Origin of the sequence: Actinomyces viscosus, from assembly GCF_900637975.1 — a bacterium.
Taxonomy (GTDB): Bacteria; Actinomycetota; Actinomycetes; order Actinomycetales; family Actinomycetaceae; genus Actinomyces; species Actinomyces viscosus.
In genome coordinates, this window is sequence record NZ_LR134477.1 from 960,548 (window position 1) to 974,988 (window position 14,441).

Genomic DNA, 14,441 nt, shown 5'->3' on the forward strand with positions numbered 1-14,441 from the left:
GTCTCGGCTGCTGGTGATGGGAACCGGTTCAGTGGTCGATCTCGACCACGGTGCTGCCGGTGGTGACCTCGCCGTCGACGATCGGGACGACGGCGCCCAGTGAGGCGGTGTTGGTGATGACGAGGATCGTGGTGGGGTCGTATCCGGCGTCGCGGACGACCTGGAGGTCCACGTCTACCAGAGGCTCGCCGCGCACGATCCGCTCGCCGGCGCTCACCTTCGGGGTGAATCCCTCCCCCTTGAGGTTGACGGTGTCCAGGCCGACGTGGATGAGGACCTCGACGCCGTCGTCGGTCTTGATGCCGTAGGCGTGGCCGGAGTCCATGGCGGTGACGACGGTGCCCGACGCCGGGGCCAGGACGTGCCCGTCGGAGGGGACGATACCCACGCCGTTGCCGAGCGCTCCGGAGGAGAAGACCGGGTCGGCGACGTTCTCCAGGGGCCGGGCGGTTCCGTTCACCGGTGAGGTGAGTGCGGTGGTGGGCTCGGCGTCGGACTCCTCAGAGAGCGCCGGGGAGCTCTTCTCCTCCTCGACCGGCTCCTTGAACCCGAGGACGAGAGTCAGGGACAGGGAGACGACGACGGCAACGCCCATGCCGATGAAGTCCAGGGCGAGGTTTCCATGGTTGAGCAGGGCGGGAATGCCGATGAGGGAGGGGAAGACGAAGGAGGTGGTGGCGCCGTTCCCGGCCGCGACGATGACGCCGCCGATCGCACCACCGATGCAGCCGTAGAGGAACGGCCGCTTGAGAGGCAGGTTGACACCGTAGATCCCGGGCTCGGTGATTCCTGCTAGGAATCCGGACAGCGCGGCCGGTCCGGCCAGCTCCCGCATCTTGGTGCTGCGGGTGCGGATCATGACCCCGAGGGTTGCGGCCGCTTGGGCCAGGACGGCCGGGAAGATCGGCCCAGCCATGAGGGAGAAGCCCGGGTCGTTGTACTGGGCGATCATGACTGGCACCAGCCCCCAGTGCACCCCGAACATGACGAAGACCTGCCAGAAGGCGCCCATGACGGCTCCGGCCACCCAGGGGACGTGCTCGAAGAGGGCGTTCATCAGGGAAGCGATCGCGTTTGATGCCGCGGTCGTCACCGGGCCGACCGTGATGAGGGTCAGCGGGACCATGATGAGCAGCACCAGCAACGGCACGGAGAAGTTGCGGATGGCCGAGGGCAGGATCCTGGTCAGCCATCGCTGAAGGTGGGACTGGAACCATACGGCCACGATGATCGGGACGAGCGAGGACGCATAGGAGGCCATGACCACCGGGATACCGAAGAAGGTGACCGGGCCGCCGGCGTCGTTGAGCGCGACGATCTCGGGATAGACCAGGGCCCCGGCCAGGGCGACAGCGGTGATCTCGTTGGCCTTGAAGTAGCGTGCCGAGGTGATGGCCAGCAGGATCGGAAGGAAGTACAGAGCCGAGTCGCCTGCGGCATTGAGGATCGTGTGGGTGGTGGATTTCTCTGAGAGCCATCCCAGTGTGGTTGCCAGGCTCAGAAAGGCCTTGATGAGACCGGCACCCGCGAGGGTCCACACGACCGGGTTGATGAGGGCCGAGACCATCTTGATGAACCGGTCGAAGAGGCTTCCGCTGTTGCCGGTATGTGCCTCGTCGTCATTTGCGGACAGGTTGGTGAGTCGGCTGAGCTCCTCGTAGAGCAGGGGGACGTCGTTGCCGATAACCACCTGGTACTGGCCGCCGGCCTGCACCACGGTGACGACGCCGTCGAGAGCCTTGACGGCCTCGGTAGAGGCCTTGGACTCGTCCTTGAGAACGAATCGCATTCGGGTTGCGCAGTGGTTCATGGAGGAGACGTTCTCCTCGCCTCCGATATTGTCCAGCAGCTGCGGCGCCAGCGCCGCATAGTCGACCTTCGCCATTAATGTCCTCCTGAGTCAGTAACCACTTCCGGAAAACAAAAAAGACCCGAGACAGTGGCAGCGCGTGAACGCTGTCGTGTCTCAGGTCTTGCCCCGGATGGGTCACAATCCTGTGAATTCCTCGCCGGAATTCGTTCTGAATACTATGGATGATCGGATCACCGGACAAGATCTCATTCTGTGTTACGCGTCACTTTGAGTGGTCTGGGGAAGAGCGGAGGTCAACCGGGCCACGTGCAGGGCGAGGTAGGCGGTCTCATCGGCTGTCACGGTGGCGCCCAGTCGGATCTCCAGCAGGTCCCGGATGCGCAGAGCCACCCGGTAGGAGTCGGGGTCGGAAACGCGTAGCGCCTGGGTCACCAGGGAGGCGGTACCGTCCTCGATCTGGTCTGCGGTGCGCGAGCGCACCAGGAAGTAGCGCAGGTGGACCGCGAAGCGGGCGGCGTTGACGGAGTCGGGGTCGAAGGCCTCCCCGAGGGTCTTTTCCAGCAGTCCCATGACCTGGCCGATGAGCCTGGACTGCTCGCTGGCGGCCTGAGCGGAGGGTGCACCGATGGCGGCGGTGAAGAGGTGGAGGGCCAGGGCGACGGCCTCACCTCCCGGCAGCTGGATCTCCTGCGCGGCGTTGATCTCCTCGACCATGGCCTCGGCCAGCCGCAGCTCCTCGGGGTGCAGGTGGGCGACCTCCGCACGCAGCGGATAGTCCATGGTCAACCCTTGGCGGACCCGCTCCATGGCCTGGTTGATGTGGTCGACCACGGCGATGATGCTCGAGGAGGGAACCTCCGTTCCCAGCTCCCGGGCCGCCTTGCGGAAGACGCGCTCAGTGAGCGCCAGACGCTCGAGCGGGATCCCGGCGATGACCTCGGCCACCGACTGGGCGTTGTCAGCGGGGATGTAGCGACGGGAGATGAGGGCGGTGTCGACGCTCTGTCCACGTTTGCGCTGGAATCCGAGTCCCCTGCCGGTGAGGATCGCCTCGCGCCCAATCTCGTCGCGTGCCAGCACGACGTTGTTGTTGAGCACTCGCAGTATCTCCACGAGCCGATTGTGCCATGCCCGGATGCGCCCCCGGCCCTGGAGCCGCTGGATCTAGGAGTCCTTCTGCGAGCCGTTGAGATGGGCCAGGATGCTACCGGCCAGGGCCGGGCCGATGCCTTTGACGCGGGTGATGTCCTCGACCTCCGCCTGCCGTATGCGTTTGACGGAGCCGAACTCACGCAGCAGGGCCGCCTGGCGGGCCGGCCCCAGGCCGGGGACCCCGTCCAGGACGGAGCGGGTCATACCGGCCGAGCGCTTCTTCCGGTGGTGGGTGATGGCGAAGCGGTGGGACTCGTCGCGCAGGTGCTGGAGCAGGTAGAGGGCCGGGGAGGTGCGCGGCAGGATGACGGGGAACTCCTCCCCCGGTACCCACACCTCCTCCAGGCGCTTGGCCAGCCCGATGAGCGGCACGTCGATGCCGAGCTCGTCGAGGACGGCACGAGCGGCGTTGACCTGGGGCAGACCGCCGTCGACGACGACGAGTCCGGGGGCGTAGGAGAAGCGTCGCGCCTTACCGGTCTCGGGGTCGATGGGGCCGGAGGCGACGGCGACGCCCTCGGCGTCCTCGATCTCCTCGGCCGCCCGGGCGGCTACCTCGCCCTGCCCCTGCTCGGCGATGAGCCGCTTGAACCGACGGGTCAGGACCTCGTGCATGGCGGCGGTGTCGTCGGCGGCACCGTTGCCGTCCTGCCCTCGCACGGTGAAGCGGCGGTAGTCGGACTTGCGCGGTGCGCCGTCCTCGAAGACGACCATGGAGCCGACCTGGTAGGTGCCCTGGGTGTGGGAGATGTCGTAGCACTCGACGCGCAGGGGAGCCTCGGGCAGGTCGAGGGCCTCGGCGAGCTCGTCGAGGGCGAGGGTGCGCTGGGTGAGGTCTCCGGCCCGGCGAGCCTTGTGAAGGCGCAGCGCCTCCTCGGCATTCTTGCGCACCGTGTCCATGAGGGCGGCCTTGTCGCCGCGCTGCGGTACGCGCAGGTCAACCTTGGCGCCGCGCAGGCCGGCCAGCCAGGCGCGCACGGTTGCGGCGTTGCTGGGCATCTCGGGAACCAGGATCTCTCGGGGCACCGCGGTGGTGGCCGTGTGGGCGACGTCGTCGACGCTGGTGGCCGCCGACTCACCGTTGCGCCTGGAGGAGGCACCGTCGGAGCCCTTCGGCCCGCTGCGGGGCTGGGGGCTGGAGGGGGCGCGGTCACCTACGCCGACGGAGGTGGTGGTACCGGATGACGTCGGGGCACCGCCCTGGTGGATGGCTCCGGCGTCGGCGGGGTCGAGGAGGGAGGCGTAGACCTGCTCGAGGAGACGCTCGATGAGCTCGGCGTTCCCGGCGTCGTCGATGAGGTCCACGACCCAGCCCCGCTGCCCGCGCACCCGTCCGCCGCGCACGTGGAAGACCTGGACGGCAGCCTCGAGCTCATCGCGCATCAGGGCGAAGACGTCGGCGTCGGTGGCGTCGGGCAGCACGACGGCGTTGCCCTCGATGACCTTGCGCAGCGCGGCTGCGTCATCGCGCAGGCGCGCGGCCTTCTCGAAGTCGAGGGCGGCGGCGGCCGCCTTCATCTCGGACTCGACCTGGCGCAGGTAGGGGCCGGTCCGTCCGGCCATGAAGGCGCAGAAGTCCTCGGCCAGCGCCCTGTGGTCCTGGGGGCTGATGCGGCCCACGCAGGGTGCCGAGCACTTGTCGATGTAGCCGAGCAGGCAGGGTCGGCCTGAGGCCTGGGCCCGGCGGAAGACGCCGGCCGAGCAGGAGCGGACCGGGAAGACGCGCAGCAGCTGGTCGACGGTGTCGCGGATGGACCAGGCCTGGACGAAGGGACCGAAGTACCGGGTCCCGGCCCTGCGGGCCCCCCGGACCACCTGCACGCGGGGGAACTCCTCGCCCATGGTCACCGCCAGGTAGGGGTAGGACTTGTCGTCCTTGTACATGACGTTGAAGCGGGGGTTGAACTCCTTGATCCAGGAGTACTCCAGGGCCAGGGACTCCACCTCGGTGGACACGACGGTCCACTCCACGGCGCAGGCGGTGGTCACCATCTTCTGGGTGCGCGGGTGCAGGGCGGCGAGGTCCTGGAAGTAGCTGGACAGGCGGGCCCGCAGGTTCTTGGCCTTGCCGACGTAGATGACCCGCCCCTGCCCGTCCAGGAACCGGTAAACACCCGGGGACGTGGGGATCTCGCCTGGGGCGGGACGATACGTCGAGGGGTCGGCCATGCCCGCTAGGGTAGACGCCAACCGACCTCACGCACGACACGCCCCGGACAGTGCGGGCAGAGCCGAATGAGCCAGTCGAGGTCGACGGGTTCATGAAGGAGGATCCGATGAGCACCGCCGTCCCTGCACCCGTTCCCCGCACCGTGTTTCTCGACATTGACGGCACGCTCGTCACCTACGGCAACGTCCTGCCCGACTCCGCGGTCCGCGCGATCAGAGAGGCCAGAGCCGCCGGCCATCGGGTCTACGTGTGCACGGGGCGCTCGCGCGCAGAGATGCCGGAGACGATCTGGCAGATCGGGCTGGACGGGATGATCGGAGGTAACGGCGCCTACGTGGAGGATGCTGGTCAGGTACTTCTTCACCAGCGCCTCTCAAGGGAGCAGTGCGAGGAGATCGTCTCCTGGCTGAGGAGGCGGGGCCTGGACTTCTACCTCGAGGCGAACTCGGGCCTGTACGCCTCCCCCACGTTCCGGGACACCGCCAGACTGGCGATCCGCGCCTACGCCGTCGGAAAGGGGGCGGAAGGTGCGCGCAGCATGGAGGTCGACGATGTGTTTCCGGACATGGTCTTCACCGAAGAGCTGGTGCGAGATGACGTCAACAAGATCAGCTTCCTGCTGCGTGCCCCTGAAGCCGATCTGACCGCAGCTCGCCGGGAGCTGCCGGACCTGGTCATCGGCTCCTGGGGCGGGAGCGGTCATGATCCGCTCTTCGGCGATGCGAGCTGTGCGGGTGTGTCGAAACGGCACGCCATCGACGTTCTGCTGGCCCACCGCGGAGCAGACAGACGGCAAGCGGTGGCCTTCGGTGACGCCGCCGTCGACATCGAGATGCTGGAGTACTGCGGAACGGGGGTGGCAATGGGAAACGGGGCCCTGGCGGTCAAGGAGGCGGCCAACCTGGTCACCGATGACGTCGAGAACGACGGCCTGGCCAAGGCGCTGAGGCGCCTGGGCCTGACCGAGTAACGGTTCTCATCGACTTTGAAGGCCCGAGCCAGTGGGCTCGGGCCTTCGTCGTTCAGTGGTGGGCGATACTGGGATCGAACCAGTGACCTCTTCCGTGTCAGGGAAGCGCGCTCCCGCTGCGCCAATCGCCCGAGGTGGGTACCGGATTCGAACCGGTGTAAACGGCTTTGCAGGCCGGTGCCTAACCTCTCGGCCAACCCACCATGAGATGCTGGGGCTGGGCGCTCCCGGCTCCTCGGAGCGGATGACGGGACTCGAACCCGCGACCCTCACCTTGGCAAGGTGATGCTCTACCAACTGAGCCACATCCGCGTGATCCCTCGCGGTTCGGACGAATCGCTCGGTGCTGGAAAACCATAGCATCACGATCGCACCGACAGGCAAACAGCATCGCGGTGATTCACCTCACCGAGCAGCCGTTTGCCCGGGAGGTGCAAGCCTGACTATGGTTAGCGCCGCACCGGGCGATTGGCTCAGGGGTTAGAGCGCCTCGTTCACACCGAGGAGGTCACTGGTTCGATTCCAGTATCGCCCACCGGATCATCGTGCTACGTCTGGCATTCCTTAAAGGAATGCCAGACGTTTTCTTTCCTCACCCCAGCTCGCTGACCCGCGAGTGCCGATCACCTCAAAGCGGGGCTCCGACCACGAAGGTCGGAGCCCCTTCCGAGAGGATGATCCCTGAGGCGGTCTCCGGGGAGCTCTCAGATACGGGCGCCGTCGGCGACCTTTCCAGGAGAGCCCTCGTGCCCCAAGTGCGCCTCACCGGTTGCGACGACGTCAGCGCCGAAGGTCCAGTCGCCCTCCACGCTCAGCGACTGCGCGTCCTTGATCGAGGGAACGCCTTCGGGGAACCGGGCCTCGAAGTCCTGGATCTTCTTGTAGAAGCGGGGGTCGAGGTTCACGGTGCAGGCGCGCTCCGGGACCATCTGCAGCAGGCCGTCGTCGTCGACCTCGTAGACGTCCGAACGTACGAGCAGCAGGTCGTTGGTGGTCTTGACCGGCAGGAAGCGGGAGCGGGGAACCTCGATGGCGGTCGCCCCCTCGAAGGCCTCCACCGCAGCTCCCATAGCGGTCTCCAGCTGGATGACCGGCGTCGAGGAGGAGTCCGCAGGGTCGACGGTCTTGCTGTTCCTGATGAGTGGCAGCCCGAGGATCCCGTCCCGCTCAGCCAGGGTGTCGCGCAGCACCTGGAGGTCGAACCAGAGGTTGTTGGTGTGGAAGAAGGGATGGCGGAACTGGTCGGTGAAGTAGTGCATCTGATCCTCGGGGGTCTGCGCCGTGTCCCGCAGGATGATGCGCCCGTCGCTCTTGCGCACCGCCAGGTGCCCGCCCTTGACGTCGGCCGGCGTGCGGCGGCACATCTCCGGGGCGTAGGGGGCGCCAGAGGCCGCGAACCAGCCGGCGATCCTGGCCGACGGCGCCGCCCCGAGATTATCGGAGTTGGCGGTCATGGCGTACCGGTAGCCCTTGTCCAGGAGCGCGTCGACCAGGCCGGAGGCGAGCAGCGCCGTGTAGATGTCACCGTGCCCCGGCGGGCACCACTCGAGCTCAGGATCATCCTCCCACTCCACCGGGCTCAGGTCGTCGGCACGGAGCTTAGGCTCACGGTTCTGCAGGAAGTCCAGGGGCAGACCGTCAACCTGGAGGTCGGGATGGCCGGCCAGCACCTCCAGAGAGTCCTCACGGGTGCGGAAGGAGTTCATGAGGATCAGCGGCAGGCTCACTCCGTAACGCCGGCGAGCCGCCATGACCTGGTCGACCAGCAGGTCGAGGAAGGTCTTGCCGTCACGCACCGGCAGAAGGGACTTGGCGCGATCAAGACCCATGGAGGTCCCCAGCCCGCCGTTGAGACGGATGAGGACCGTCCTGCTCAGCGCCTCCCGGGCCGCCTCCTCACTGACGTCAATGTCGGCAAGGGAGTCGATCTGCGTGAGCGGCTCAATGGTCTCCTCGGGAATGAGTCCCGTGGCTCCGCCCTCCAGGCACTGGTAGTAGTGCGTGAAGACCGTAATGGCCTGCTCGGCGACACCCGCGTCGCGCATCTTGTGCTGGGCAGCAGTGAGTCCGTTCTCGCTCATGACGCGTAGCCTAACCCAGGCTGACCGTTCTTGGGGCAGTTTGTTCGACTCTGTTCGTTTGCAATGAGACTGGCAACGTCCTCGCAGGGCAAACGGGTTATCCACAGGGGAGCACGTTCCCTACCCGACACCGGCGTTTCCTTCTATTCTCGTTTGAACCGGTTGTGTGACGAGCTGCTTCCTGTCAAGCACCGAGTGACGAGGAGAACGCCATGTCCATCCCACCTAATGCGGACCCGAATGTCACTCTGCTCCTGCAGAGGCTGGACCTTATCGAGAAGAAGATCGACTGGGTCGCGCGACGCGTCACCTGGCTGAGCCATACCGCCGGAGACCCGGCGCAGGTGAACCGCGATCGTCCCATGCCGGGGGACGGCACCCCTTACGTCTCCGCCTCGACGGTTGCTGAGACTCCCAAGGTCGTCGATGACCGCCTCTCGGAGCCCTTGCCCACCGCCGACTCACCCACGGTGACCACACCACCGGCGAGCAGCTTTACGACAAGCGCTTCCGGCGAGGCTCTCCAACAGGATCTGAGCACCTCGTCGTCCTCTGCACAAGTCGTTGAGAACGAGACCATGAAAGACGAAGAGGAGGAGGCTGCGAGGGCCGCTCCGGTGCGGTCCTCCGACTCACCCGGCGTCCCTGAGCTCGAGCAGCCAACGGCTCAGCGCCATCACGAGCCCAGTCACATCGCACCCGAGCACTCCGCCAGGCCTTGGACGAGTCCCGGTTCAACAGGCCATGCGCCCGTCCCGCCCTACGCCGCCGACAGAACGCAGCCCCTCCCAGAAGAGCCTGCCCGCAGTGTCCCGATGGGCACCACCGACGCCGGCGAGATTCCCGGCTGGGCACGGCGGGCGATGCGGGAGGGCAACCTCGGGCGCTATCTGCTCTCCGGCGCCGCAGCAGTGCTCGTCCTGTCCGCAGGGGTCAGCCTTCTGGCTCTTGTGTGGGACTCCATTCCCGACCCGGTCAAGATCCTGGCGCTGGCGCTGATCGCGGTGACGATGACGGCCGTGGGCGCTCGCCTGGGAATCAGCCGGCCCCGCTACCGGGTGGCTGCAGCGACCATCACGGGAACAGGTGGCGGGCTCGGCTTCGTCTCCATCGTGGGAGCCGTTCTCTTGGACGGGATGCTCGGCCCCGAGACCGCCCTGGCCCTCATGGCCTGCTGGGGACTCCTCCTTCTGGTCGTATCCCATCTGACGCGGGTGCTGTTCACCGCGGTGGTCTCCAGCATCGGCGCCCTGGTAACCATCGGCTTCGCGGTCAGCCACGTGACGCATCAACCGCGCTCAGCGATCATCACCTGGCTGATGATCGGTGTCTACGTCGCGGTCCTGGCCCTCACCTGCGGGATCCTCTCGCGAGGCACGGAGCGGATGCGCCTGGCCGCCTGGTATCCGGTGACATCCTTGGTGGCGACGGTGGCGGCGCTTGTCTTCGCCCCGCTCAGATCGATGCTGCGCATCTCCGCCGTCGGTGGCACCGCCATCGTACTTGCCCTGTGCCTGCTGCTGATCTGCCAGATGATGCACGCCAGCAAACGTCTGTGGAGCATCGGCATCAGGGCAGCCGGCATGGACTGGGCCCTGGCCGCCGCGACCCTCCTTGTGGCTTACAGGAACCTGCTGGCGGAGCAGGTGGACGTCGGGCTGACACACTCCGCCGTCATTGCCACCTTCATCCTCGAGCTCATCCTGCTGGCCGGAGCGGCGCTCGCCGTACTCGCGCCCCATGGCCCCGACCAGTGGCGCAGTGCCATGGCGATCGGCCATGAGGCGTCCTTCCTTCCTCTGGCGCTGGTCGGGATGGCGATCATCGACGACCCCCGTGCCTATCTCTTCGTGGTCGTGACCGCAATGCTCTGCTTCCTGCCCGCCATCGTGGGCGGCCGGGTGGAGCCGGCTCCGATCCTGGCCCTCCTCGGTACCGCACCGATCCTCACACTCCCCGAAACCGCATACTCCCGGGCTGAGAACCTGTCCCTTATCACGTCTGTGGCGGTCTCTGTGCTCCTGGTGGTGGTGGCCGAGGGGCTCGGCCACCACGTTGCGCGCAGCACGCCGATCCCCGCCACAGATGCCACTGCGTCGCGCGTGCAGCCGCGGCTGCTGGCCTTACGGTTGGCACTGGGAGCCATTGTCTTCAACCTCGCGGTTCTCACTCCGTTGCTCGCAAGCGTCCTTGTGGATGGCTACTCGAACGCCTGGGCTGCCCTGCGCATGGTTCCAGGCCTGGTCCTGATCGCGTTCATCGCCCTGGGGGCCTTCTCCAGCGGGGCCACACCGCTTCGAGTGCTCAGTGGCCGGTGCCGAGGATCCCGCTACCTAGTGGGCTCCCACGGCGAGGCCCTGCCCGACCCGCACACCCCGATGGCGGGGGCACCGGTACCGTCCTGGATCGTCTCCGCGATTGTCGCCGTCAGTGCCATAGTGACACTGTCCTGGGCGGAGGACCTGACCTCGCCGGCATGGACCCTGGCGCTGGTGGCCGTCGCCCTGGGGCTGGGAGCGAGTGCCACGTGGATCCTGCTTCCCTGGGGGCGGCGCACGGAGGTGTGCCTGAGCCTGGCGATCGGAGACTCCCTGCTCATGTGGCTCTCGATCATCGTGGCCACCGGCATCGGGCCGGGCTCGGTCCTCATGTCGGTGCTGGTGCTGCTGACCGGCGGAGCCTGCATCGTCTTCGGTTTCAGAGCGCGCCTGACGATCCTGCGCCACTACGGACTGACCCTGGTGCTTCTGGCCGTTCTCAAGCTCGCCGCCGTCGACATGGCCTCGCAGAACTCGATCATTCGGGTCATCTCGCTGGCGGCCGCGGGCGTCGTCTGCTTCGTCCTCTCACTGCTCTACAACCGCTACGCCCAGGAGCAGCGTCGCGAGCAGATGGAGAGCACCGAGAAGCATGGCCGCCTCTGAGTCGGAGCCGCCCGCCGGCGCCGGCTCGGGTCGATCTCGGTTCAGCCGCGGGCGGCCTGGAGCATCGGAGCCAGGAACTGGCCGGTGTAGGAGGACTCCGTGGCTGCGACCTTCTCCGGTGTACCGGTGACGACAACGGTTCCCCCGCCCTTGCCGCCCTCCGGACCCATGTCGATGACCCAGTCGGCGTTGGCGATGACGTCGAGGTTGTGCTCGATGACGACGACGGAGTTGCCTTTGTCCACCAGGCCCTGGAGCACCCCGAGCAGCTTGCGGATGTCCTCGAAGTGCAGCCCGGTGGTCGGCTCGTCGAGGACATAGATGGTGCGCCCGGTGGAACGGCGCTGGAGCTCGGTGGCGAGCTTGACGCGCTGGGCCTCACCACCGGAGAGCGTGGTCGCGGACTGTCCCAGGCGCACGTACCCCAGTCCCACCTCGACCAGGGTGTTGAGGTGGCGGGAGATGACCGAGGAGGCGGAGAAGAAGTCCGCGGCCTGGTGAATGGTCATGTCCAGGACGTCGGCGACCGTCTTGTCCTTGTAACGGATCTCCAGGGTCTCCCGGTTGTAGCGGGCGCCGTGGCAGACCTCGCAGGGCACGTAGACGTCCGGCAGGAAGTTCATCTCGATCTTGAGGGTGCCGTCCCCCTTGCAGGACTCGCAGCGCCCGCCCTTGACGTTGAAGGAGAAGCGCCCGGGTCCGTAGCCGCGCACCTTCGACTCGGGCACGGCGGCGAAGATCTTGCGGATGTGGTCCCACACCCCTGTATAGGTGGCGGGATTGGATCGAGGGGTGCGTCCGATCGGCGACTGGTCGACGTGGACGACCTTGTCGAGGTGCTCCACTCCCCGAACCGTCTTGTGCCTGCCGGGAACGCCCCGGGCGCGGTTGAGCCGGTTGGCGAGCACCTGGTAGAGGATGGAGTTGACCAGGGAGGACTTGCCCGAGCCGGACACTCCCGTCACGGCGGTGAGCACGCCGAGGGGGAAGGAGACGGTGACGTCCTTGAGGTTGTTCTCTCGGGCGCCGACAACGGTGACCTCTCTGTTCTTGTCACGTTTGCGCCGGTTCCCGGGGATCTCGATCCGACGCCGCCCGGCCAGGTAGTCGCCGGTGATAGAGCCCTCGGCCTCGGCCAGGCCCGTGACCTCGCCCGAGTAGACGACCTCTCCGCCCAGCTCACCGGCTCCGGGGCCGATGTCAACGATCCAGTCGGCCGAGCGGATGGTGTCCTCATCGTGCTCGACGACGATGAGTGTGTTGCCCAGGTCGCGCAACCGCTGGAGGGTCTCGATGAGGCGGGTGTTGTCACGCTGGTGAAGGCCGATGCTGGGCTCATCCAGGACGTAGAGGACCCCCACCAGACCGGAGCCGATCTGGGTGGCCAGGCGGATCCGCTGGGCCTCTCCTCCGGAGAGCGTGGCCGCGCCGCGAGCCAGACTGAGGTAGTCCAGCCCCACGTCCACCAGGAAACCGAGACGCGCGTTGATCTCGGTCAGGACGCTGCCGGCGATCTGGGCTGCCTGGCCGGTGAGGTTGAGCTCGGCCAGGAAGTCCCGGGCCTCGCTGATGGGCAGCTCGCACAGCTGGGCGATGGACAGGTCGCCCACGCGCACGGCCAGCACCTCGGGCTTGAGCCGGGCACCGTCGCAGACGGGGCAGGGAATCTCGCGCATGTAGGCCTGGTAGCGCTCGCGGGACCAGTCGGACTCGGTCTCGTCGTGCTTGCGCATGACGTAGTCGAGCACGCCCTCGAAGCCGGTGGAGTAGATACGCTCGCGCCCCCAGCGGTTGCGGTAGGTGACCTTGACCTCGTAGTCCTTGCCGCGCAGGATCGCCTCCCGGGCACGCGCCGGTAGTGCGCGCCATGGCGTGTCGACGTCGAAGGACAGCTCCTTGCCCAGGGCCTCGAGCTGGCGGGTGAAGTACTTCTGGTGGCTCGACCAGGGGGCGACGGCGCCCTCGGCCAGGGTGAGCTCCTCGTCGGGGACGACGAGCTCGGGGTCCACCTCGAGCCGGGTCCCGATGCCGGTGCAGGCCGGGCAGGCGCCGTAGGGGGCGTTGAAGGAGAAGGTGCGCGGCTCCATCTCGTCCAGGGCCAGGGGGTGCTCGTTGGGGCAGGCGCGTTTCTCGGAGTAGCGGCGCTCCCTGTCGGAGTCGTCCTCGGGCAGGTCGACCTGCTCGATGATGACCAGTCCCTCAGCCAGAGTGAGCGCCGTCTCGATCGAGTCGGTCAGACGCTGGCGGATTCCGTCACGGACGACAAGGCGATCGACGATGACCTCGATGTCGTGCTTGAGGCGCTTGTTGAGGGTCGGGGGGTTGTCGAGGCGCTCGGAGGCGCCGTCGACACGCACCCGGTTGAAGCCGCGTCCGCGCAGCTCGCCGAACAGCTCGGAGTACTCGCCCTTGCGGCCCCGCACGACCGGAGCGAGCACCTGGAAGCGGGTGCCCTCGGGAAGGGAACGGACCTGGTCGACGATCTGCTGAGGAGTCTGGGAGGAGATGACCGCGTCGCAGACGGGGCAGTGCTGGATCCCTGCCCTCGAGTACAGCAGACGCAGGTAGTCGTAGACCTCCGTCACGGTGCCCACCGTGGAGCGGGGGTTGCGCGAGGTGGACTTCTGGTCGATGGACACCGCTGGGCTCAGACCCTCGATGAGCTCGACGTCGGGCTTGTCCATCTGCCCCAGGAACTGGCGGGCGTAGGAGGACAGGGACTCCACGTAGCGGCGCTGCCCCTCGGCGAAGATCGTGTCGAAGGCGAGAGAGGACTTGCCCGAGCCGGACAGGCCGGTGAAGACGATCATCGTGTCGCGAGGCAGGTCCAGGTCAACGCCCTTGAGATTGTGCTCGCGGGCCCCACGGATGATGAGAGAGTCGTTCACGGGATTCGAGTCTAGGGGCTCGTCACCGGTGCCGCGCGATCGCACATGTGTTCGACATGTCTCACCGCCGGGTTTTCAGAAGATCTCAGAAGATCGTCGAGGTCATGTGTTTCAGACCATGGCCCATGCGTCCGGTTCTATGCTGAGGCCATGAGCAAGATCTATGCCGTCGAGTACCGCTACGTCACTGACAAGGATGAGGAGATGGCCGCCGTGCGTCCCTCGCACCGGGCCTTCAACGGCCACCTGGCAGACGAGGGCAGGCTGCTCGCCGCCGGCCCCTACGTAGGGACCCATGACGCCCTCATCGTCGTGCGTGCCGAGGACGAGGCCGGCGCGCTGGCCCTGCTCGAGGAGGATCCCTTCCACCAGGCCGGCTACATCAACGAACGCATTCTGCGCGAGTGGAACCCCGTCATCGGTGTCCTGGCCTGAGCCGGCAC

Annotated in this window: 8 protein-coding genes and 4 tRNA genes; 4 read left to right on the plus strand and 8 right to left on the minus strand. The window is 67.0% G+C overall.

Annotated elements, in window-relative coordinates; genetic code table 11:
* Positions 1-28: 28 nt before the first annotated feature.
* From EL340_RS04210 to uvrC, 3 genes are all read right to left on the minus strand, one after another.
* Entirely contained in the window at positions 29-1,885 is a 1,857-nt protein-coding gene (locus tag EL340_RS04210) for a beta-glucoside-specific PTS transporter subunit IIABC (protein ID WP_126413581.1), read from the minus strand.
* A 183-nt stretch (positions 1,886-2,068) separates the two neighbouring features.
* Complete coding sequence (locus EL340_RS04215) at positions 2,069-2,926, minus strand: PRD domain-containing protein (RefSeq protein WP_126413582.1); 858 nt, start codon at positions 2,924-2,926, stop codon at positions 2,069-2,071.
* A gap of 51 nt (positions 2,927-2,977) precedes the next feature.
* Positions 2,978-5,134 (minus strand): excinuclease ABC subunit UvrC, encoded by a 2,157-nt coding sequence (uvrC, locus tag EL340_RS04220; protein WP_126413583.1) that lies wholly within the window; start codon positions 5,132-5,134, stop codon positions 2,978-2,980.
* A gap of 107 nt (positions 5,135-5,241) precedes the next feature.
* On the opposite strand from uvrC, the gene EL340_RS04225 reads away from it, so the two are divergent.
* Positions 5,242-6,105 carry an HAD family hydrolase gene (locus EL340_RS04225; RefSeq protein WP_126413584.1) on the plus strand — a complete coding sequence of 288 codons (864 nt, stop codon included), beginning with the start codon at positions 5,242-5,244 and terminating at the stop codon, positions 6,103-6,105.
* A 56-nt stretch (positions 6,106-6,161) separates the two neighbouring features.
* Here the strand turns inward: EL340_RS04225 and EL340_RS04230 are convergent.
* The 3 genes from EL340_RS04230 to EL340_RS04240 all read right to left on the minus strand — a co-directional run bounded on the left by EL340_RS04230 (position 6,162) and on the right by EL340_RS04240 (position 6,417).
* Positions 6,162-6,236: transfer RNA gene (locus EL340_RS04230), tRNA-Val, on the minus strand.
* A 1-nt stretch (position 6,237) separates the two neighbouring features.
* Positions 6,238-6,308, minus strand: a tRNA-Cys gene (locus EL340_RS04235).
* Positions 6,309-6,344: 36 nt separating this feature from the next.
* Positions 6,345-6,417, minus strand: a tRNA-Gly gene (locus tag EL340_RS04240).
* 150 nt (positions 6,418-6,567) lie between these two features.
* Here EL340_RS04240 and EL340_RS04245 point away from each other — a divergent pair.
* A tRNA-Val gene (locus EL340_RS04245) sits at positions 6,568-6,640 on the plus strand.
* Between the two features lie 169 nt (positions 6,641-6,809).
* Here EL340_RS04245 and EL340_RS04250 read toward each other — a convergent pair.
* A complete protein-coding gene (locus EL340_RS04250) occupies positions 6,810-8,186 on the minus strand; it encodes a UTP--glucose-1-phosphate uridylyltransferase (protein ID WP_126413585.1) in 1,377 nt (458 codons plus the stop codon).
* 212 nt (positions 8,187-8,398) lie between these two features.
* Between EL340_RS04250 and EL340_RS04255 the strand changes: the two genes are divergently transcribed.
* Complete coding sequence (locus EL340_RS04255; protein WP_126413586.1) at positions 8,399-11,110, plus strand: DUF2339 domain-containing protein; 2,712 nt, start codon at positions 8,399-8,401, stop codon at positions 11,108-11,110.
* 41 nt (positions 11,111-11,151) lie between these two features.
* On the opposite strand, the gene uvrA is transcribed toward EL340_RS04255, so the two are convergent.
* A complete protein-coding gene (uvrA, locus tag EL340_RS04260) occupies positions 11,152-13,998 on the minus strand; it encodes an excinuclease ABC subunit UvrA (protein WP_126413587.1) in 2,847 nt (948 codons plus the stop codon).
* Positions 13,999-14,148: 150 nt separating this feature from the next.
* Here uvrA and EL340_RS04265 point away from each other — a divergent pair, with 150 nt between their 5' ends.
* Positions 14,149-14,433 (plus strand): YciI family protein, encoded by a 285-nt coding sequence (locus tag EL340_RS04265; protein ID WP_126413588.1) that lies wholly within the window; start codon positions 14,149-14,151, stop codon positions 14,431-14,433.
* Positions 14,434-14,441: the final 8 nt, after the last annotated feature.

Bases quoted from the DNA above. Each gene is read 5' to 3' on its own strand.
- EL340_RS04255 (WP_126413586.1), top strand. From the start codon at position 8,399: ATGTCCATCCCACCTAATGCGGACCCGAATGTCACTCTGCTCCTGCAG.
- EL340_RS04225 (WP_126413584.1), top strand. From the start codon at position 5,242: ATGAGCACCGCCGTCCCTGCACCCGTTCCCCGCACCGTGTTTCTCGAC.
- EL340_RS04250 (WP_126413585.1), bottom strand. From the start codon at position 8,186: ATGAGCGAGAACGGACTCACTGCTGCCCAGCACAAGATGCGCGACGCG.
- EL340_RS04210 (WP_126413581.1), bottom strand. From the start codon at position 1,885: ATGGCGAAGGTCGACTATGCGGCGCTGGCGCCGCAGCTGCTGGACAAT.
- uvrC (WP_126413583.1), bottom strand. From the start codon at position 5,134: ATGGCCGACCCCTCGACGTATCGTCCCGCCCCAGGCGAGATCCCCACG.
- EL340_RS04265 (WP_126413588.1), top strand. From the start codon at position 14,149: ATGAGCAAGATCTATGCCGTCGAGTACCGCTACGTCACTGACAAGGAT.